This is a genomic window from Leifsonia sp. Root112D2, assembly GCF_001424905.1.
Lineage (GTDB): Bacteria > Actinomycetota > Actinomycetes > Actinomycetales > Microbacteriaceae > Root112D2.
In genome coordinates this window covers 1927552-1945936 of sequence record NZ_LMCU01000001.1, presented here as the reverse complement: position 1 = coordinate 1945936, position 18385 = coordinate 1927552, and the positions used below count along the sequence as shown (strand labels likewise).

The window sequence follows — 18385 nt, the reverse complement described above, 5'->3', positions numbered from 1 at the left end:
CGCAATGGATGCGATCACCCAGCTGGTGATGCAGGCCGTGGCCTCGCCGTGGATCTACGCCATCGTGTTCGCGCTCGTCGTCATCGACGGATTCTTTCCGCCCGTACCGAGCGAGACCCTGGTGGTGGCCGTCGCGGCGATCGGCGTCTCGGCCGGTGCGCCGAATACCTGGGTGATCGTGCTCCTCGCGGCCATCGGCGCGGCAATCGGCGACAACATCGCCTTCTTCATCGGCCGCCGCATCGGAGTGCGCCGATTCGCCTGGATGCGACGACCCCGTGTCGTGCGAGCCGTCGACCGAGCCGCCCAAGGCCTCGAACGTCGGGCTGCCACCCTCATTCTTACGGCCAGGTACATTCCTGTCGGCCGCATCGCCGTGAACATGACGGCGGGAGCGACCGGCTTTCGGTGGCGAACGTTCTGGCCGCTCACACTCGCGGCCGGCGCCTGCTGGTCGGTGTACTCGGTGCTGATCGGGATCCTCGCCGGACAGTGGGCTCACAGCCAGCCTCTTCTCGCCGCGCTCGTCGGCATCGTGATCGCTGTCACGCTGGGTGTCTCGGTCGATCTGCTGCTGAGCGCCCGGGCACGACGACGCGTTGCACGCATCGCACACGAACAACAGGGAGCGGTGGAGCCCAACGAACGTGCCCTCGTCACAAAGGGGCTGTGAGCCGCAGCTAACCCGCTCGCCGGCGCTGGCGACGGTCACCGTGTTACGCCCCGTTGCGCATGCCTCGCCTCCAGCGCAGGGGCATGGCTACCGTGGGCTCGTGACCCTCTCATCGCCCGCCCTGGAATCCGGGCCGCAGCTGGCCTCGCCCGTCGTTTCGACGCAGTGGCTCGCCGATCATCTCGGCTCGGATCGCCTGATCGTGCTCGATGCCACTGTCGTGCAGATTCAGCGCCCCGACGGCGGGTACCACTGGCTGAGCGGATTCGACCAGTACCTCGTCAACGGACATGTGCCCGGCGCACTCTTTGCCGAACTGCTCGATTCCTTCAGCGACCCGGCGGGACTCCACGGATTCGCGAAACCCAGCGCGCGGCAATTCGAGGCGGCCGCAGCGGCTCTCGGCGTCAACAATGAGACGACCGTCGTGGTCTATGACACCTCCGTCGGCCAATGGGCGGCCCGCATCTGGTGGCTGTTTCGCGCGTTCGGATACGACAACGTCGCGGTGCTCGATGGCGGGCTCACCAAGTGGATAGTCGAGGAGCGCCCCACCGAGCGCGGCTGGATCGCTCCTCTCGAGACAGCGACGTTCACCGCATCGCCTCGCCCCGAACTCTGGGCGGACACATCGCGGGTCCGCTCCATCGTCACCGGAGAAACGGATGCGGCCCTGGTGTGCGGTCTGCCCGCGCGCGAGTTCACCGGCGAAACCGGGCAGCGACCACGACGCGGACACATTCCCGGCAGTTTCAGTGCGCCGGCCGGCCGGCTGGTCGACCGCGAGACGAACGCCCTCCTTCCCGCACACGAATTGCGTGCCACCTTCGCGAACGCCCTCGCAAGCTCTGAGCACATCATCGCGTATTGCGCCGGCGGCATCGCCGCGGCGGCGGACGCGCTCGCCCTGGCGGTCATCGGTCACACGAATGTCGCCGTATACGACGGTTCTCTCAACGAATGGGCCGCCGATCCTGCACTGCCGCTGGTGACACTCGTCGACCTCTCCGAAGAAGACAATTCGCCCGGCGGAGCCTGACCCACTCAGTTCCCAGCGAGCGGTTCTACGCTCGCGATATGACCATCACCAACCCCTCGATCGCCGACATCCCCCTCACCACTATCGATGGCGAGGCGACCACCCTGACCGCATACGCCGGCAAGGTTCTACTCATCGTCAATGTCGCCTCGCGGTGCGGCCTCGCCCCGCAATACGAGAAGCTCGAGCAATTGCAGAAGAGCTATGGCGAGCGCGGCTTCACGGTTCTGGGCTTCCCCAGCAACCAGTTTTTGCAGGAGCTCAGCAGTAGCGACGCGATCAAGGAGTACTGCTCGACGACGTGGGGCGTGACCTTTCCGATGTTCGAGAAGATCAAGGTGAACGGCAAGTCACAGCACCCGCTTTATGCCGAGCTGACGAAGACTCCGGATGCCGCGGGCAAGGCCGGCAAGGTCAAGTGGAACTTCGAGAAGTTCGTCATCACGCCATCCGGCGAGGTTCACCGCTTTCGTCCCGCCACGGAGCCGGATGCGCCCGAGATCATCGACGTGATCGAAGGCGCCCTCCCCGCCTGAGCGCCAACCAGTGATCGCTCACGAGATCGAAGCGGGCACGAGTCGAAACCCCTCGCTCGGGCGGGCGCTCCACGACCTCACGCGTAGTCGGCGGGAGCCAGCCAGCGCACGCCTTTGCGGTGACTGATCAGTTGGGCGCGCACCATGACATTCGCGTCGACACAGGCGGCCGCGAGTGCCTTCGCCCAGGCGCGATCCGCCGATACGGGGTCGGCGCCGAGGCAACGTTCCCACACGAGAACAAGCTGCGCGGCATCCGTTTCACTCATGACGTGTCGGATGGATTGCGCCAGGGCGGCGGCGAAACTCGCGTCGGGCCCCGTCGGGTAGTCCTCGATGGGAATCAGCGTGGGCAACTGCACGCCCGAGGAATCGAGGAACAACAACCACAGCTGCCTTCGAACGGCGTGGCCGACAAGGCGCGAGACGCGCTCCTCGACCTCGGCGTCGGTAACGATCGGCAGCTGGGCAGCTTCTTCAGCGGTGAGTGTCATGCGGTCGATAGTGCCCGCCCTGCAGACCGAACCGCGCGCCGCAGACCCACATCTGTGGAAAACTCGCCACTCGCGAGCCCTGTGCAGAACCACAGCGTCTCCCAGCCCGCGCGGCTACCCTTGAACCGTGACCCATGAACTCACACACGAAGCGGATGCCCGTCGATACGCCCTGCACATCGATGGCCAGTTGGTCTGCGTGCTCAATTACTCCGTGAACGGCAACGCCATATCTTTCACGCGCACGTTCACCCAGCCGAGCCACCGTGGGCAGGGGCTTGCGGCCGAACTCGTCGCATTCGCTGTCGACGATGTCGAAGCCACCACCGAGTTACACATCGTGCCGATGTGCTGGTACGTCGCCGACTGGTTCGAGGCGCATCCGAACCGCTCGGCACTGCTCAGCCGGTAGAGCGCGCCTCCCGCGACTGCGCCGGCAGTCTGCGCCGCTACGCCTCAGAAAGACCGTTCTCGGCCGCCGATTGGAACCACGGTGGATACACCGCCACCTTCGGTCGGTGCGGCGACTGCGACGACGAGACGACCGCGCGCACCGCCTGGCGCACCTTGTCGTTCGCCACCCCGATCAGCGTTACATGCTCGATGGGGAATGCGTCCCGCACCAAAAATTCCGCGGCCAGCATGGCCTCAGATTCCTCGTCTGCGCGCATGATGCGCAGCATCCGCTCGCTTGCCTCGTGTGAGGTGGCGAAACGCGTGAAGGTGGCCGTCGCATCACCATTGGCCACCATGACCGAAGCGTCATCGACACTGCCGAGTTCGCTGGTGTGAGCGAAGGCCGTCTTCACGGTGCTTACGAGAATCACATAGTCGTATACGTCATGCCCGTACGCCTCGGACGACAGCCGCGGATCCGCCGCGTGAGTACGGATGCTCTCCCACACCCCCGCGTTCGGAGACAGGAAGAAGGGTACATAGCCCGCGACGCTCGGCTCGCTCTCGCCGGCCACCATCATGCTGCGGCGCGCCTCACGATTCGCCGCGGAGGCGATGTCCACGGCAGGCCGCGACTCCCAGCCCTCGCTCGCATCCGCCAGCATGGCGCCACGCTCAAGAATGCCAGCCAGGTTGCTGATGTGGGTGAGGTGGTAGATGCGCTGCTCGCCGACATCGAGGTGCCGCTTCGCCGCGGCCGCCTTCGCGCCAGCCGAGCGAGACGCGGATGCCGTGGTCACCACAGACGTTGCGGTGCGCCCCGCGGTGCGAGCCCGGCCGCCCGCGCGCCCACCACGCTGGCCGACAGCCGGTGCGGCTGCCACCTCGGGCTGGGCCTTGGGGAAACACGTGTCACAGAGACCGTCCTCGAGTCCATGAATACACTCGCCCACTTGCAAACCTTCCCGAAGAGCGCCGACCAGTCGCGAGAATCGCTCCACGGGCGCTATCTCTACGTTACGGGCGTTTCGGCTTCACCGCTTACCGAGCCGAGAGCTGCAGGAGGCAAGCGGGGCGCTGCAGGCCCCAAGCCGACGGAGAACCGCACCGTTCGGCATCGGCGGCTAGCCTTGAAAGAGATGACCACCACCCCGCCTACCGCTGACACCGCAACCGCTGCCGAGCCCGTACCCGCCGAGACGCGCACCGAACGCGTGAGCCGCTCAATTCGCATCGAGACGGAAGCCCTCATCGCGGCGATCGTCGCCGGCGTGCTCGGCTCAGCGTTCGCCGCCGTCATGTTCTGGGGCACCTATACGCTCATCTGGGCTGGCTGGAACGCCAGCTGGTCGGTGGGGTCTGCCGCGATGATTGCCGTCATCGTGCTTGGTCTGGCCACGTGCATCGTGAGCTACCACCGCTGCCGTCGCCTGCCCGAACAGCTCTGGCGCAGGGGGCTTCCGCGCTGGAAGGCGTTGGTCGACACGGTCGCCGTCTCGCTCGTGCACACGGCGCTGGCCGTGATGGTGACGGGAACGGTGTTCTCTGTCGCACAACTCGCGTTCCGCCGTCTCGCGGTCGGCCAGTACGTCGGCACCGCCATGGTGCTGGCCGCCGTTTCGCTCACCACGTACACGCTCTATCTCAGCGTCGCCCAGCTCAGCACCATGGCGCTGGCGCATCGGCTGCTCTTGTTCATGGGCGGCGGAGTTCTGTTGAGCATGACCACCTCGCCCGATCCGCTCTGGTGGCAGCGCCAGTTCAGCTACCTGGGCACATTCGGCGATCAGCCAAGCTGGATCTTCAACGGGACCCTCATTGTCGCCGGCGTTCTGGTGACCACCTTCGCCATGTACGTCAACCGGGATCTGCGCACGCTGCACGATCGCGGCATCGTGCGCTATCGCTGGAGCACCCCGACGATCACCGTCATGTTCATCGTTCTCGGCATACTGCTGGCCGGCATCGGGCTCGTACCCGAGAACGTGACCACCCCGGGCCACAACACGATAGCGGCCTCGACCTCCCTGGCATTCGCCGCGCTTCTGCTGATAGCACCCGTCGCGCTGCGGGGCATGCCGTGGTCGTTTCTGCTGCTGACGCTCGGATGCCTCGCGCTGCTCGTCGGCGCCGTGCTTCTGTACCTGAATGCGAGCTACTTCAACCTCACGGCGTTCGAGGTGGTGGCGTTCGCGATCCTCTTCGGCTGGATAGCGGTGCTGGCACGATTCATGGCGGCCATGCTCGGCCGCGGAATCGGCGAGCAGTCCACCGTGGTCGTCGAGGCCGAGACTCCCGCCCCCTGAGCCAGCCCCGTCGTTGAGACAGCGCGGTCGCGGAGCCCGCCGAAGCGCCCGCGCGTCTCCGTGTGCTGTTACTGCAGCAACCGCCACACGAAGCCGGCCACGAGCGCTATCGCGACGACCACGGCGACCCAGATGATGACGCTGCCTGCACCGGCCTTGGCGGGATAATTCGGGTGATCGCTCATACCCGAAAGACTATCGTGCGGGGCGGCAACTGAGATGAGCGAGTCCCACGATCTTGCCGAGTCCGAGCCCCTTCTTCTTACGGCCGAGCAGCACCTGGTGACCGCCGGGTCCGTCGCGCAGAATGTAGCAGACGCACACCTCGGGCACGAGCATCCTGTCAGGCTAGCGTGCCCCGGTACTGTGCACTCCGCCGCCCCGGTGTTACCGTGCAAACATGACCGACCAGATCACCCCGAGCCAGTTCAGGCACGCCTCCGGCGTCGATGATTGGCGCATACTTTCCAGCGGCGCGGCTGCCACCACCTTCCGCACCGGGTCGTTCGCCACCGGCGTGAGGCTGATCGACGAGATCGGCAGGCTCGCGGATGCCGCCAACCATCACCCCGACGTGGATCTGCGCTACCCCTCCGTCACCGTGCGCCTCATCTCGCACGACGTCGATGGTCTCAGCCAGCGCGATGTCGCGCTGGCCCGGCAGATCTCGGATGCCGCGCGCACGCTGGACATCCCGGCCGACGCGCCCGCCGTCGAGTCATGAGCGCCGACTCTGAGAGCACGCCCGGTAGCTATGTCGAGCCGGGCAAGGAATTCACCCGCGACACGAACTACATCGAGGATCGCATCACGCGTGACGGCCGGGACGGCTGGCCCGTCGAGCCCGGCCGCTACCGGCTGATCGCCGCCCGCGCCTGCCCGTGGGCGAACCGCTCGGTGATCGTACGCCGCCTGCTGGGGCTGGAGGATGCCATCTCACTCGGCATGCCCGGCCCCACGCACGACGCACGCAGTTGGACCTTCGACCTCGACCCCGGCGGGGTCGACCCGGTGCTCGGCATCGAGCGCCTGCAGCAGGCGTTCTTCGCCCGCTTTCCCGACTACCCGCGCGGCATCACCGTGCCCGCCATCGTCGATGTGCCCAGCGGCCAGGTCGTCACTAACAACTACCCGCAGATCACGCTCGACCTTGAGACCGAATGGGTGGACTCGCACCGCGACGGCGCCCCCGACCTCTACCCCGAGGCCCTGCGCGCCGAGATCGACGAGGTCAACGACGTCGTCTTCCGCGACGTGAACAACGGCGTGTACCGGGCCGGTTTTGCCGGATCCCAGGAGGCGTACGAGAAGGCCTACCACCGCCTCTTCGACCGGCTCGACTGGCTCGAGACACGGTTGGCGACCCGGCGCTATCTGGTGGGAGAGACGATCACCGAGGCGGACATCCGCCTCTTCACGACACTGGCCCGTTTCGACGCCGTCTACCACGGCCACTTCAAGTGCAACCGCAACAAGCTCACTGAGATGCCCGTGCTGTGGGCGTACGCGCGCGACCTGTTCCAAACCCCGGGCTTCGGCGACACCATCGACTTCGTGCAGATCAAACGGCACTATTACATCGTGCACAGCGACATCAATCCGACCGGCATCGTTCCGGTGGGGCCGGATGCCTCGGGCTGGCTCACCGGGCACGGCCGCGAGCAGCTGGGTGGTCGCCCCTTTGGCGACGGTACGCCGCCGGGCCCGCCGCGCACGGGCGAGCTCGTGCCCGCCGGGCACGGCGCGCAGTAACACACTCGTTGGTCGAGTAGCGCCGCGAAGCGCGCGTATCGAGACCGCCGCCTCATCACACTGCGGCAGGCGGACTGACGACCCGAAGCCCCGGAAAGGTAGTGCGATACCGTCGCGCGTCGCGCGTGATCAATGTCAGACGCTGCACCACCGCATGCGCACCGATATAGAAATCGGGCAGGGTGGTCGCCCGGGTGCCGCCGCGCTTGCGATAGGCCTGATGCGCCCTGGCCGCGAGGAATCCAGCCGACCATGGCAGGTCAGCGCGGCGGATGACATCGGAAGGGATCGCCTCGTCGAGCGCAGGAAGTGTGTCGAACGCCAACGAGACTTCTGAGTAGACGAGCGGGTTGATCCACACGGCGCTGCGCCGGACGGCCTCTGCCAGCGCCTGCGCGGACCAGCTTGCCCAGACCGGGTCGTCGGTAATGATGTCGAGGAGAACATTTGAGTCGACAAGGTAGCCGACCGAGTCGTCTGTGGAGTCACTCATCGTCGTATGCGCGGCTGAGTTGCATGATTTCGTCGGTCGTCAGCTCTCGCTGCGCCGACCCGCGCATGCGGGAGAGAAGCCGATCGGCGCGATCCGGTTTGGAGGGCACCCCCGCCACCGTAAGCGCAACCATTCCGTCGCGCTCGATGAAGTCAACGTCGGTCTCCGGCATGAATCCATAGCGTTCCCGTACCCACTGCGGGATGGTCACTTGGCCCTTCGACGTAATTCTCACCGTCACAGTATAGTTCTTACTTACCGCAGTAATACTTCTCATTTGCTTCCAATCTGAGCACGGACGCCGATGATCATGTAGCGACGCTACGAGGCGGCGCCATCGTCAAGACCCGAGAATGCGCGATCTGTGGAAACCTCGCCCCGCCTGCTCACTGTGGAGAGCGGCCGCTACACCCTCGCCTGCACCATCGCAGGTGCTACGCGCGGCTGAGGGAGGGCGCAGCATCCGTCTCGGAGACGGAGAGCCGAGTGTCGTGCGTGAAGGGGACGGCGGCGGGCTCAGTGGGCGCCATCTCCCGCCGCAGGGTGGGCGCGACCTCGGAACCGAGCAGATCGATCTGCTCGAGGGCGACCGGGGTGGGCACGCCGCCGATTTCGAGGGCGAAAAGCAGTCGGTGAATGTCGCCGGCGTAGTCGCGGAACCCCATGACCTTGTCGATGACCTCCTGCGGGCTGCCAACGATCGTGGGCGTGCGCGACATGTACTGCTCGAGCGACATGCCGGCGAACATCGGTGCGTTCGCAAAGTACTGCTCGTACTCGGCGCGGGCGTCTTGGGAGCGAGGCCGCATGAACGCGTGCGCTCCCAGCCCTACGACGGCGCGGGAGGCCGGCCCATGACCGTGTTGCTCGAAGCTCTCTCGATAGATTCGAACCATGTCGGCCGTGTGCTGCGCCGGTCCGAAGATGTGGTTGGCGAAGTAGCCGTCACCATAGCGGGCCGCCTGTTCGGCGATCTCGACACTCCTGACAGAGCCGTGCCACACAAAGGGCGGCGTGGAATCGAGCGGCCTGGGCACCGAGGTGAATGCCTGCAGCGGCGTACGGAAATTCCCCGACCAATCGACGGAATCCTCGTTCCACAGTCGGCGCAGCAGTGCGTAATTCTCGATGGCCAGCGGGATGCCGTCCTCGATCTTCTTACCGAACCAGGGATACACAGGTCCGGTATTTCCGCGGCCGAGCATGAGGTCAGAACGCCCCTCCGAGAGGTGCTGCAGCAGTGCGAAGTCCTCGGCGATTTTGACCGGGTCATTGGTCGTGATGAGGGTTGTCGCGGTCGACAGCAGCAGCCGCTCGGTGCGCGCCGCGATGAAGGCCAGCAGCGTCGTTTGTGACGATGACACGAACGGCGGATTGTGATGCTCACCCGTGGCGAACACGTCGAGACCGGCGGCTTCAGCCTGCACCGCGAGCTGCACCGTGGCAAGGATTCGCTGATGCTCCGTGGGCCGCAGCCCGGTGGCGGGATCAGGGGTGCGATCCCCGATGGAGAAGATACCTATCTGCATGACCAGCCTCATCTTCATTATTGGTTGCCGACCACATAACTATAGATCTACGTGGTCGGCAACACAACTTGCTCACAGCGCCCGGCGTAGCCTCGCCGAGCGGATGCCATCAACATGCTGCGCGCCCAGGTCGCGTTCCGAGTTCACGAGTGTCTCCCCCGCCACCGCCTGGCCGCCGCGTGAGAAGTGCACGACCGCGTCCCTCGACAATGCGGTCATGCCCGCTGGGGAAACGGTCCGGTCGTCTCGCGGTCGATACTGGCACAGCCGGGTCTCTACACGCGGTGCCCGTCGATGGAAGTCTTTGGTGGCTTCGACCGGATCTGTGCGGTCGAGCGCAGCGATATGCCGCGCCCGAGGACCACTATCGTGGGCGCCATTCGGCCGTCCTCATTGGCGCGACTCACCCTCGACGTTTTCGGTCAGCGCCCCGCGGACACCATGGGCTCAGGAGCCCTGATCCGGGCCGAGGCTTGCCGCGAACCACGGGCATACCGTTTGCCGACGAGCGGCGCTAGAGGTTCTCAAGCGAATACTGCCCTCGCGCGGTGGCGACGGCGCTCTGGTAAGAATGCAGGTATGTACTCAGCGGTTGAGCAAGCGCTTATTCGGGAGGACATTTTCCGATGGCTTGACGAGCAAATCGGATCAGGAGTCAACGAGCTTACGCGTGCGCACCTCGTCAACTACTTCTACTGGAACGTACGTATCCCGCTGCTGGATAGCGCGAGATGAATCCGAAATCCGCGAGATTTTGACGCAACTCTGAGCATCATGACGAGCGTCAACGGTCCCTATGAGGACCTTGTCGGCGGGGACGGACTGGTCCGCTACAGCTATCAATCACGAGAAGGCGGTGACAGTCTCAAACTGAGGCGCGCCCTAGAACTGCAAGTGCCACTCATTCATTTTCAGGGGAATCTACCCGGCATTTTTGTTCCGATCTATCCCGTGTACGTCGTCGCCGATGACATCGCGCATCGTTCATTCGCTATCGCGCTCGATGAGTCGATGCGCTTCTTCGGTGACCCACTGCACATGGTCGGTGACCAGCGACGCTACGCCGAGCGCACTGCGTTGCAGCGACTCCATCAGCCGGTGTTTCGTGCACGCGTCATGCATGCGTACGAGAGGTCATGCGCAGTTTGTCGCTTGAAACATCCGGATCTGCTCGACGCCGCCCATAGCCAACCGGCCACGGCTGCTAGCGGAGGTGCTCATGTCACCTACGGCCTAGCCATGTGCAAGCTTCACCACGCCGCCTACGACCGCAATCTCCTCAGCATCACTGCAGACTACGAGGTACGCATCAATCGCGGACTGCTGGACGAAGTCGACGGGCCGATGCTTCGGCATGGACTACAAGACACGCATGGGACAGCACTTTCGTTGCCCGCCCGTCAGGCGGAATGACCATCGCGCGATCGACTCGCTGCTCGTTTCGAGGATTTTGTTACGCACGGCGCTTAAGTAGGCGGCAGCGCTCGCGCATGAAGCCCGTTGAGGCTCAGATCCGTCGAAGGCTGGCCCCTTGATTGGGTGTCACCTATTTGAATATTGTCCCCCTGCGAGATGGGACGATTGCCTCATGAGCAGCATGCCTAGCGGATGGTTCCCAAACCCGAGTGATCCCTCAGAAGAGGTGTACTGGAACGGCACACAGTGGACTGGCACCTCGAGATCGATCCAATCAGACACGAGCGCTCCGGCTGACCAACCCGAAGAGCCGTCCCCTGATCTTCAGTCCATAGCCGAGGGGACCGTGGCCGATGGCCCAACAGCGATCCGCGGCGAGACCGGCAACGCGGTCGCCCCTGCAACACGACACAGAAATCGCCGTTCGCGGCTGATCTGGGTCGGTGCCATCGTGCTGGTGATCTTGCTGGGTGCTGGAGTCACGACGGCCGTCTTGGTTCAGAATGCTCACAACGAGGCCGTTGCGACCGCGAAGCATGAAGCAGCAGTCAAGAAGGCGGCGGTTCTAGCTGACGCAGCAGCTGCAAAACAGGCCCAGGAAGATGCCGCGAAGGCTGCTCAAGAAGCGTCGGACGACGCAGAACGTGCTGATCGCGCGGCCACCGTTATTACAGTCGAGGCTTCGATAACGAAGATGGCCAAAGAAAATGTCGCAAAGGGATTACATGACGGCCCTGTACTCAAAGTCAGCTGCAACCCCGTCAACGGAGGCTCCACAGATGACCTCACGGATCAGACAACTGCCTTCGATTGCTTTGTGGCGAATGAGGACAACGGAGACGGAACGCAGAGCGGATTCTTCTACAACGCCAACATCAACTGGACAACCGGCGAGTACACATATGGATTTGGAAAATCCAGCTGATTTAGCCCTCCGATCGAATGAGCGACAGCTGGCCAGACGATGAACGACCGGTAGACCCACAATCCTGTCGTTATAAAGAAGCGGAATGGCACATCGCAACAGCCTAGGTTTGTAAGCGAGGGAGGCACTATGTCGCTAAGAGAACCACACCACGTGCAGGCCGTAGATGCCGGGCAGGCTGCAGAGGTGGGAAAGCGTCTCGAGCTGCTCGCGGCATCCGGCGCCCCGCTGCGGCTCGTGGTGGGTGACGCGGAAGTCGAGCTGCCGGCATCCGTTCGCGAGGCGGTTGTCGATCTGTTGCAGCGGGTTGCGGCGGGCGACAATGTGGTGATCGCGTCGACCGAGTCGCTGCTGACCACGTCGCAGGCCGCCGAGATGATCGGGATCTCGCACACTTACCTGCTGCGGCTGGCCGACGGGGGCAAGCTGCCGGTTCAGTATCGCGGAACGCATCGGCGCTTCGCGCTGGCCGATGTTGTTCGGTACGTGGAGGCTGCCGCGGAGGAGCGGGCGCGGGGCGCCGCGACAGCGGAACCGACGAACGGCTAGGCGAGGTCTCGTGTGCCTTTGCAGCGGGGGTATCGGCGACACCCGTAGAACGGGCCGCGCTTGCTGTTTCGCCGCACCATGAACGCGCGGTTGCATCGCGGGCAGACGATGGACTCGAGCGTTTCGCCTATCGCATTCGTGCGGATCAGCCCGAAGTCTCTGACCATCTCCATGAGGAAGGGCGATTCGCGCTTGTCGATCGTCACCAGCAGCACTCCACGGCGCGCTCTCGTCAGTGCCACGTAGAAGAGCCGGCGCTCCTCTGCGCGCGGAAACTCCTCGGCTGCGGGCATCGCCAGGCGCAAGACCGGGTCGTTCGGGATCGTGCTGGGAAAGCCCCACTTGCCCGAGACCATACCCGGGACCACGATGTAGTCGGCCTCGGCGCCCTTCGAGGCGTGTGTCGTCATGAAGCGCACGTCGAGGCAGTCCGCGAGCTCCCGAGTGCCCGTCAGGTAATCGCTCTGGTGACGGTATCGTCCAAGCACGAATACCGTGAGCTTGCGACCGTCTGGCTGAGGCACCGCGCCGCTCAGAACCTGCGAGCGCAGCTGCTTCAATCGATAGAGAATGGCCGGCGCCACGGCCGCCTCCTTGTCGACGGAGACGATGCCGATCGTGGGCGGAAACTCCGGAGTTGACGAGACGACGGTCTTAGTCAGCTGGCTGGGATTCTTGAGAACGAACTGACTTGAGACATCCGCTATCGATTGGGGAAACCGGAACGTGCGTTCGAGCCGCATCACCTCGGCGGCTCCGAACCGCTGCTCGAATTGGGTCATACCGGAGAGGTCGCTGCCGGCGAAGCGGTTGATGCTCTGCCAATCGTCGCCGACAGCAAATAGGTACCGACTGGGCTTGGCGACGAGGGCTTGCACTAGTCTCGCTCGTGCCAGACTCGCATCCTGAAACTCGTCGACCATAACAAGCTCATAGGGGCTCTCCCAGTCACCGGCCTCGAGGTGATCTGCCGAGAGATTGAGCATGTCTTCGAAGTCGATGCAAGCCTCGGCCCTCAATCTGGACTCCCATTCGCGTCTGATGACCGCGAAGAGCTCTAAGAACGACGAGTCGCGATATCTCACGTGGCCGTCGGAACCGCTCTCGAGGCGCTCGCGCAGTTGCTCCTCAGACAGGCGATTGCCCTTCGCGTGAATCAGAAAGCTGCGGAACGTCTGCACGAGTTCCTTGTTCTCGACGACCTTCTGCCCTGCCGCGGCACGATTGGGATTCGGGTTCAAGCGGATACCGCGGTGCGTCAGCTCTTCTGCAAGATCGTTGAGCGCGCGGCCGCCCCATAGCTCGGCCATTGTGGTCTCAACGAGTGTGGTTCCATGCTGCTGATGAAGCTGGCGCTTCCACCGCATGCCATCCTCATAACCGGTGAACTCCTCCGGCGCCCTGCCATTCTCATCCACGGCCCAGTGCTCGTGGTAGACGTCGATCTTCGGGTAGTAAAAGTCCGGGTAATACTGCCCGTGTTCGGGGTCCGCGGTATTAACGGCATACGACCGCTCATAGACGTAATCAACCCCGTTGTAAAAGAGCCAGTTGGCGATCATGCGTTCGCCGGCGCTCTTCACGATCTCGCCCTGCGCGGTTCGGAAGACTAGAGCGTTGGAATCGGCGCCGTCATCATCTCTTTCTGCCGGATCGCTAACGTCGGTGTCCGAGTAGTCGCGAGCGAGTACGGCGCGGAAGAAGTCCCATTGCTTGCGAAAAACCGGGTCGGATGCGCGCAGGTCTTCGACGATACGGCCCATGCGTTCGATGTCTCCCCCACCATCGAGCCATGGTGCCAGTGAAGGTTTCTGTCCGGTTGCCTTGCCGATGACTTCCAGCCCAAACGCATGGAACGTCTTCGCTGCGACTTGCTCGGCATCAAGCCCGAGAGGAACTAGACGCTCTATGGTGCGTTGCTTGAGTTCTTTGGCCGCGGCCGTATTGAAGGCGAGCATGAGGATCTTGTCGGGGTCCACCAGCTTGCGATGTAGCGCATAGGCAGCCTTGGCGACCATCGTCGAGGTCTTTCCGGAGCCAGCGGACGCGACCACGAGCATCCGGTTGTCGAAGCAGACGACCGCCTTGGTCTGTTCTTCGGTCAGCGGTGATTTCTCGACGGTGTCAAAGAGGTCACGGCACTCATCGAGTTCTCGCGCAAGATAATCGGCGTTCGCCTGGGCGATGTAGTCGGCAAGGTTGTACTGCCACAGGCGGATCGTCTTGGCGTAGATCGCCGACCGTGTTTCGACGTGAGACTGCACATCGATCATTTCGAGAAGGCGGCCAAAATCGGTGGCATCCTTCTTCGCTGCCCAGAGCTCTGCGAATTCGCGGGTCAGCCACCCTCTCGTAGCGAGATGCTCTCTGGCCTCGGCCTGGAGCGCGCCGACCCAGCCCAGCAACTTCTGCGCGGCATTGTCGAAGTCGGAGATGAGCGATTGCAACCTGCGGCGGTGCGCAGTCGCGCTTCTCGTCGATTCAAGCGTGCGGGCGATGCGTCGTGCGCGGTAGTACGTGATGCCACCGAGCAGGTACTGCTGCAGCGGGTTCTCATCACTAACGTTGCCGAATCGCAATTCGAGGGATGCCCATGGGAGACCGAACGCTGCGCGAATCTCAAGCGAGTAGCAAATGTCGCTCTGGCGATAGACGCCATCGGATTCCAGCACGAGGAAGTCGTTGTCGAGCGCGAGCTTCCAGCCGCCGTGCCTGGTGCGACGACCGAGGCGAGACGGCTGCCATAGAACGTCCACGCGATCCCCTCGGCTCCGGTTCAGAACGAGCTGATGATCGTGGTCGTGAGGAGGTGAATCAGGGTGGGCATCAGCAGCAGGGCCGCGGAAACGAGAGCCAGGACGCCTGCGGCGGCCCAGAGTCGTCGTCGCAGGGCCGCCGATCTGACCTCACGGTCGAGTCGATCGAACCCAGCGAGCGTTGTGCGCACATCCGCGTCTGGCGTCGTCGAATTGGTGTGCCAAGTGTTTGCTCGGGTCGCTGCGGAGACGATGATTGTGGCCTGTGCAGCATCCAACACATGTGGGCGCTTGCGCAACCAACGGACCAGGCCGCTGGCGTCGCGCACGACGACATCAGCGGGCGCTTCCCGGATGGTGAGTTTGCGCGGGTTCACAACCGCGATGATTGGGACGACCTCAATGCCGGTGGGCAGCACCGCGGCCAAGAGTTTCGTTGCACGAGCGGCCTCATGGCGAGCGTTGCGAAGGTAGGGAACCTTCTGGCCCGAGACCATGAAGGCGCGGCTGCCGACCCAAACATTCTTGTCGGGATGACGCTTCGTATTGATCGTGAAGACGCCACCGGGGCCGATGACGATGTGATCGATGTCAGAGTCGGCCTTGCCGACGGGGACGGCATGGATGACCGTCCAGGAGCCGTCGAGGTTGGTGAGGAGTCGGCCCACTGCGCGTTCGCCGAGCGCTCCGGAATACCAGCTGGCGGCATCCGCAATCAGCGGTGAATACCCCCAGAAGCGCGCCCATGCGGAACGCGCAGGGATCGATGATTGCAGTCGCGTGAGGTTCTCCATGACCGATTGGCCGGCGACGCGATCAAGGAGCCGCCGGGTGGGTTGCGCATTCTCGTTGAGCGACGCGCTGGGCGTGGGCACGGCGACGTCATTATCAGGAGGTGGCATGGGATTGAGTCTTGCGCAGTCGGGGAGACCTGGCGCGCCCCAGTGCAAGGGGGGTCTGCTGCGGTACCGCCGCTTCGCTCGAGGAGCGCGCGGTCGTGAGACGATGGCCCATGCCCAGTCTGCTTGCCCGCTTCCGCGCCGCGGTGAGCGATGCATCGTCGCTTCGGTTGTGGACCTTTGACACCAATGACGGGATCATCGCGACGGCGGGTATTTTGGAGGCTTCGCGGGCGCGGGTGCGAACGATTCGATACTGATTACGGCCGGGGTCGTGGCTGCCATTTCTGGTGGCTTGAGCCTGGGCGGTGCGAGATGGTCGCACGAGTCGGCCGAACGGGAAGCCCAGCTGCTCTTGGCCGCAGAAGAAGCGGAACAGCTCGCAACCACCCCCGAGGAGGAGTTCCTCGAACTCGCTGCGCACTACGAAGGCCGCGGGGTTGCGCCGGATCTCGCCGCGCAAGTGGCAGAGCAACTCACCGCTCACGACGCGCTCGCGGCGCAGCTGGAAACGGAACATGGTATTCGCCAGGTCATGTCTCGCTCGGCGCCAGCATGGGGTGGAGTCGCGGCGAGTATCGCGTTCATGCTGGGCGCTATTATTCCCCTCCTCATCTCCCTGCTGGTGCCGGGCAAGCTCGAGAGCTGGGCGATCCTGCTCGTTGTAGTTGCCTCGCTGACCCTCACCTCGATCATCGGTGCGCGCAGCGGGCATACCCCCGTCTGGCGCACCATCGCACGCACCCTGACGGTCGGAGTCGGCACACTCGGCATCAGCTATCTTGCGGGGTTGATCCTGTTCTGAGCGGGTTCGCGGTCGTCGTGCAATGACCGGGGCATTAACCCGCGACAGCCGCCAGGCGGCGCTCGAGGAAGGCGCGCTCGGCGGCGTTGTCGGTGAGCACGAGGGCCTCCTCGTAGGCGATGCGCGCATCCGCTGGGCGGTCGAGGCGCACCAGGAAATCGGCGCGGCTCGAGGCCAGGTAGGGGTAGCGGGCCAGCTGCGGGTCGCCGCCGAGTTCGTCCAGCTCGGCCAGACCTTGTGCGAAACCACGGGCGAAGCCGAGGGCTATTGCGCGGTTCATGCGCACGACCGGCGACGTCCACGTCTCGACCAGCAGGTCATACAGGCCGAGAATCTCCTCCCAGTCGGTCTCCGACCAGGATGCGCTCTCGTCGTGCACCGCCGCTATCGCGGCCATCAGCGCGAAACGGTGCGGTGGGCGCCCACTGAGGGATTCCCGCACGAGCGCGACGCCCTCGGCGATCGCCGGGCGATCCCAGCGGGAGCGGTCCTGGTCTGCGAGAACGGCGAGGCCGCTCTGAGCGTCGAGGCGCGTGTCGCGGCGCGCATCCGTCAGCAGCACGAGGGCCAGCAGGCCGGCCACCGCACGGTCGCTCGGCAGCAGCACGCGCAGCATCCGGGCCAGCTCGCGTGCGCGCTCGGCGAGGTCGCGGCGCATCAGGCTCTCGCCGCTCGGCGCCGTGTGGCCGGTCGTGTAGACGAGATAGACGACGGTGAGAACGCCGTCGATGCGCTCGGGCAGTTCGGATGCCTGTGGCACCCGATACGGAATGTGCGCCGAGCTGATCTTCTTCTTCGCGCGCGTGAGGCGGGCCGCCATCGTCGGTTCGGGCACGAGGAACGCGCGGGCGACATCCGCCGTCGACAGGCCGCAGACCAGTCGCAACGTGAGCGCCACCTGCGCCTCCAGCGCCAGAGCGGGGTGACAGCAGGTGAAGATCAGACGCAGCCGGTCGTCGCGGATGCCGCCACTCGCGTCATCCGGAAACACCTCCTCCGGTTGCGGCTCCAGCAGCTTGGGTAGCGCCCGCTGCGCCGTCGCGGCCCTGCGGTGCACGTCGAGGGCGCGCCGGCGGGCGGCGACGGTGAGCCACGCGCCGGGGTTGTCGGGGATGCCGCGGGTGCCCCACGTCTCGAGGGCGCTCGCGTAGGCATCCTGAACAGCCTCCTCGGCGGTGTCGATGTCGCCGGCGACGCGCACGGTGGAGGCGAGCACGAAGGCCCACTGGCTGCGGTGTGCATCCGCCACCGCGGCGGCGACCTCCGGGCCGACGGGGTGACCGCCGGCCCGGAGACCGCTCTCGTGCGGCTCGGGCATTACGGGGTGAACACTCGCACCGGCCAGACGTCCACACCGGCGCCGGCGGGAACCTCTTTGGCGATCCGCAGCGCCTCGTCAAGATCGGCCGCCTCGATGAGGTAGTAGCCGCCGATCACCTCCTTCGATTCGAGGAACGGGCCATCCGTCACGGTGAAGCCACCGGCGTCGTCGCGCCGAATGGACGTGGCCGTAGAGGACGGCTGAAGCGCGGCCCCGCCGAGCAGCGCGCTGGCGTTTCGCGTGCCGAACTCCTGGTAGCCGGCGCTCATCGACTCGCCCTCCGACTGACGCATTTTCGCCTCGTCCTGGTAAATCAGGATCAAATATTTGGCCATCTCATTACCCTTTCGCCTGAGCTCGTGTTTCGAGCATTCACTACATCGACGCGAAGCGGGAGAGGAAATCGACAACTCGGCTGTAATCGGCGTCAGGCGGCGTGACCCATCGCGGCACGGTCTCGATACGAACGCTGCTCGACCAACGAAAATTGGCCCGG

General features: G+C 64.5%; 22 protein-coding genes and 1 pseudogene. 12 read left to right on the top strand and 11 right to left on the bottom strand.

Features of this window, described 5'->3' with window-relative positions; translation table 11 throughout:
- The first annotated feature begins 4 nt into the window (after positions 1 to 4).
- The 3 genes from ASC63_RS09065 (at position 5) to ASC63_RS09055 (ending at position 2248) form a co-directional block, all read left to right on the top strand.
- Entirely contained in the window at positions 5 to 673 is a 669-nt protein-coding gene (locus tag ASC63_RS09065) for a DedA family protein (protein WP_055812212.1), read from the top strand.
- Positions 674 to 773: 100 nt separating this feature from the next.
- Positions 774 to 1712 carry a sulfurtransferase gene (locus tag ASC63_RS09060; protein ID WP_055812210.1) on the top strand — a complete coding sequence of 313 codons (939 nt, stop codon included), beginning with the start codon at positions 774 to 776 and terminating at the stop codon, positions 1710 to 1712.
- Positions 1713 to 1750: 38 nt separating this feature from the next.
- Positions 1751 to 2248, top strand: coding sequence for a glutathione peroxidase (locus ASC63_RS09055; RefSeq protein ID WP_055812208.1), 498 nt, complete (start codon positions 1751 to 1753; stop codon positions 2246 to 2248).
- A gap of 77 nt (positions 2249 to 2325) precedes the next feature.
- Here the strand turns inward: ASC63_RS09055 and ASC63_RS09050 are convergent, their stop codons facing one another.
- Positions 2326 to 2742, bottom strand: a complete 417-nt coding sequence (locus ASC63_RS09050) for a hypothetical protein (protein WP_055812205.1) — start codon at positions 2740 to 2742, stop codon at positions 2326 to 2328.
- A 127-nt stretch (positions 2743 to 2869) separates the two neighbouring features.
- Between ASC63_RS09050 and ASC63_RS09045 the strand changes: the two genes are divergently transcribed.
- Positions 2870 to 3154 (top strand): GNAT family N-acetyltransferase, encoded by a 285-nt coding sequence (locus ASC63_RS09045; RefSeq protein WP_055812202.1) that lies wholly within the window; start codon positions 2870 to 2872, stop codon positions 3152 to 3154.
- Positions 3155 to 3191: 37 nt separating this feature from the next.
- Here the strand turns inward: ASC63_RS09045 and ASC63_RS09040 are convergent, their stop codons facing one another.
- Entirely contained in the window at positions 3192 to 4022 is an 831-nt protein-coding gene (locus ASC63_RS09040) for a DarT ssDNA thymidine ADP-ribosyltransferase family protein (protein WP_162242889.1), read from the bottom strand.
- Positions 4023 to 4277: 255 nt separating this feature from the next.
- Here ASC63_RS09040 and ASC63_RS09035 point away from each other — a divergent pair, with 255 nt between their 5' ends.
- Positions 4278 to 5444 carry a DUF998 domain-containing protein gene (locus tag ASC63_RS09035; RefSeq protein WP_055812196.1) on the top strand — a complete coding sequence of 389 codons (1167 nt, stop codon included), beginning with the start codon at positions 4278 to 4280 and terminating at the stop codon, positions 5442 to 5444.
- A gap of 195 nt (positions 5445 to 5639) precedes the next feature.
- Here the strand turns inward: ASC63_RS09035 and ASC63_RS16300 are convergent, their stop codons facing one another.
- Complete coding sequence (locus ASC63_RS16300) at positions 5640 to 5783, bottom strand: hypothetical protein (RefSeq protein WP_157487644.1); 144 nt, start codon at positions 5781 to 5783, stop codon at positions 5640 to 5642.
- Between the two features lie 61 nt (positions 5784 to 5844).
- Here ASC63_RS16300 and ASC63_RS09030 point away from each other — a divergent pair, with 61 nt between their 5' ends.
- Positions 5845 to 6168: a 4a-hydroxytetrahydrobiopterin dehydratase gene (locus ASC63_RS09030; protein WP_055812192.1), complete on the top strand. Its 324-nt coding sequence runs from the start codon at positions 5845 to 5847 to the stop codon at positions 6166 to 6168.
- A complete protein-coding gene (locus tag ASC63_RS09025; RefSeq protein WP_055812189.1) occupies positions 6165 to 7196 on the top strand; it encodes a glutathione S-transferase family protein in 1032 nt (343 codons plus the stop codon). The genes ASC63_RS09030 and ASC63_RS09025 overlap by 4 nt, the downstream gene beginning before the upstream one ends.
- Positions 7197 to 7251: 55 nt before the next feature.
- Here the strand turns inward: ASC63_RS09025 and ASC63_RS09020 are convergent, their stop codons facing one another.
- From ASC63_RS09020 to ASC63_RS16295, 4 genes are all read right to left on the bottom strand, one after another.
- Positions 7252 to 7689, bottom strand: coding sequence for a type II toxin-antitoxin system VapC family toxin (locus ASC63_RS09020; RefSeq protein WP_055812186.1), 438 nt, complete (start codon positions 7687 to 7689; stop codon positions 7252 to 7254).
- Positions 7682 to 7924 (bottom strand): AbrB/MazE/SpoVT family DNA-binding domain-containing protein, encoded by a 243-nt coding sequence (locus ASC63_RS09015; RefSeq protein WP_055815221.1) that lies wholly within the window; start codon positions 7922 to 7924, stop codon positions 7682 to 7684. Before ASC63_RS09015 ends, ASC63_RS09020 begins: the two co-directional genes overlap by 8 nt.
- Before the next feature lie 199 nt (positions 7925 to 8123).
- The gene (locus ASC63_RS09010) at positions 8124 to 9218 is read right to left on the bottom strand and encodes a CE1758 family FMN-dependent luciferase-like monooxygenase (RefSeq protein ID WP_055812183.1); all 1095 of its coding nucleotides are present in this window, start codon (positions 9216 to 9218) and stop codon (positions 8124 to 8126) included.
- Positions 9219 to 9290: 72 nt separating this feature from the next.
- Positions 9291 to 9437 carry a hypothetical protein gene (locus ASC63_RS16295; protein WP_157487643.1) on the bottom strand — a complete coding sequence of 49 codons (147 nt, stop codon included), beginning with the start codon at positions 9435 to 9437 and terminating at the stop codon, positions 9291 to 9293.
- Between the two features lie 555 nt (positions 9438 to 9992).
- Here ASC63_RS16295 and ASC63_RS16105 point away from each other — a divergent pair.
- The 4 genes and pseudogenes from ASC63_RS16105 to ASC63_RS09000 all read left to right on the top strand — a co-directional run bounded on the left by ASC63_RS16105 (position 9993) and on the right by ASC63_RS09000 (position 12108).
- Positions 9993 to 10631 carry an HNH endonuclease gene (locus ASC63_RS16105; RefSeq protein WP_200936823.1) on the top strand — a complete coding sequence of 213 codons (639 nt, stop codon included), beginning with the start codon at positions 9993 to 9995 and terminating at the stop codon, positions 10629 to 10631.
- 175 nt (positions 10632 to 10806) lie between these two features.
- Positions 10807 to 10899: pseudogene (locus ASC63_RS16870) on the top strand (DUF2510 domain-containing protein); the annotation flags it as partial.
- Between the two features lie 81 nt (positions 10900 to 10980).
- Positions 10981 to 11559: a hypothetical protein gene (locus ASC63_RS09005; protein WP_055812180.1), complete on the top strand. Its 579-nt coding sequence runs from the start codon at positions 10981 to 10983 to the stop codon at positions 11557 to 11559.
- 129 nt (positions 11560 to 11688) lie between these two features.
- Entirely contained in the window at positions 11689 to 12108 is a 420-nt protein-coding gene (locus ASC63_RS09000; protein WP_082487430.1) for a helix-turn-helix domain-containing protein, read from the top strand.
- On the opposite strand, the gene ASC63_RS08995 is transcribed toward ASC63_RS09000, so the two are convergent.
- Together ASC63_RS08995 and ASC63_RS08990 are read right to left on the bottom strand one after the other, a co-directional pair.
- Positions 12105 to 14864, bottom strand: coding sequence for a UvrD-helicase domain-containing protein (locus tag ASC63_RS08995; protein ID WP_055812174.1), 2760 nt, complete (start codon positions 14862 to 14864; stop codon positions 12105 to 12107). The two genes, ASC63_RS09000 and ASC63_RS08995, sit on opposite strands and share 4 nt — an antisense overlap.
- A 20-nt stretch (positions 14865 to 14884) precedes the next feature.
- Positions 14885 to 15766 (bottom strand): nuclease-related domain-containing protein, encoded by an 882-nt coding sequence (locus ASC63_RS08990; RefSeq protein WP_162242888.1) that lies wholly within the window; start codon positions 15764 to 15766, stop codon positions 14885 to 14887.
- Between the two features lie 271 nt (positions 15767 to 16037).
- Between ASC63_RS08990 and ASC63_RS08985 the strand changes: the two genes are divergently transcribed.
- Positions 16038 to 16568, top strand: a complete 531-nt coding sequence (locus ASC63_RS08985; protein ID WP_235492034.1) for a VIT1/CCC1 transporter family protein — start codon at positions 16038 to 16040, stop codon at positions 16566 to 16568.
- Positions 16569 to 16602: 34 nt separating this feature from the next.
- On the opposite strand, the gene ASC63_RS08980 is transcribed toward ASC63_RS08985, so the two are convergent.
- Together ASC63_RS08980 and ASC63_RS08975 are read right to left on the bottom strand one after the other, a co-directional pair.
- Entirely contained in the window at positions 16603 to 17886 is a 1284-nt protein-coding gene (locus ASC63_RS08980) for an RNA polymerase sigma factor (RefSeq protein ID WP_055812168.1), read from the bottom strand.
- On the bottom strand, positions 17886 to 18224 hold the full coding sequence (locus ASC63_RS08975; protein WP_055812166.1) for a YciI family protein: 339 nt from the start codon (positions 18222 to 18224) through the stop codon (positions 17886 to 17888). The genes ASC63_RS08980 and ASC63_RS08975 overlap by 1 nt, the downstream gene beginning before the upstream one ends.
- Between the last annotated feature and the right edge of the window lie 161 nt (positions 18225 to 18385).

Coding starts and splice junctions, on each gene's coding strand:
- ASC63_RS09035 (WP_055812196.1), top strand. CDS start 4,278: ATGACCACCACCCCGCCTACCGCTGACACCGCAACCGCTGCCGAGCCC.
- ASC63_RS09065 (WP_055812212.1), top strand. CDS start 5: ATGGATGCGATCACCCAGCTGGTGATGCAGGCCGTGGCCTCGCCGTGG.
- ASC63_RS09030 (WP_055812192.1), top strand. CDS start 5,845: ATGACCGACCAGATCACCCCGAGCCAGTTCAGGCACGCCTCCGGCGTC.
- ASC63_RS16105 (WP_200936823.1), top strand. CDS start 9,993: ATGACGAGCGTCAACGGTCCCTATGAGGACCTTGTCGGCGGGGACGGA.
- ASC63_RS16300 (WP_157487644.1), bottom strand. CDS start 5,783: ATGCTCGTGCCCGAGGTGTGCGTCTGCTACATTCTGCGCGACGGACCC.
- ASC63_RS08990 (WP_162242888.1), bottom strand. CDS start 15,766: ATGCCACCTCCTGATAATGACGTCGCCGTGCCCACGCCCAGCGCGTCG.
- ASC63_RS08975 (WP_055812166.1), bottom strand. CDS start 18,224: ATGGCCAAATATTTGATCCTGATTTACCAGGACGAGGCGAAAATGCGT.
- ASC63_RS09055 (WP_055812208.1), top strand. CDS start 1,751: ATGACCATCACCAACCCCTCGATCGCCGACATCCCCCTCACCACTATC.
- ASC63_RS09000 (WP_082487430.1), top strand. CDS start 11,689: ATGTCGCTAAGAGAACCACACCACGTGCAGGCCGTAGATGCCGGGCAG.
- ASC63_RS09020 (WP_055812186.1), bottom strand. CDS start 7,689: ATGAGTGACTCCACAGACGACTCGGTCGGCTACCTTGTCGACTCAAAT.
- ASC63_RS09025 (WP_055812189.1), top strand. CDS start 6,165: ATGAGCGCCGACTCTGAGAGCACGCCCGGTAGCTATGTCGAGCCGGGC.
- ASC63_RS09010 (WP_055812183.1), bottom strand. CDS start 9,218: ATGCAGATAGGTATCTTCTCCATCGGGGATCGCACCCCTGATCCCGCC.
- ASC63_RS09050 (WP_055812205.1), bottom strand. CDS start 2,742: ATGACACTCACCGCTGAAGAAGCTGCCCAGCTGCCGATCGTTACCGAC.
- ASC63_RS08980 (WP_055812168.1), bottom strand. CDS start 17,886: ATGCCCGAGCCGCACGAGAGCGGTCTCCGGGCCGGCGGTCACCCCGTC.
- ASC63_RS16295 (WP_157487643.1), bottom strand. CDS start 9,437: ATGACCGCATTGTCGAGGGACGCGGTCGTGCACTTCTCACGCGGCGGC.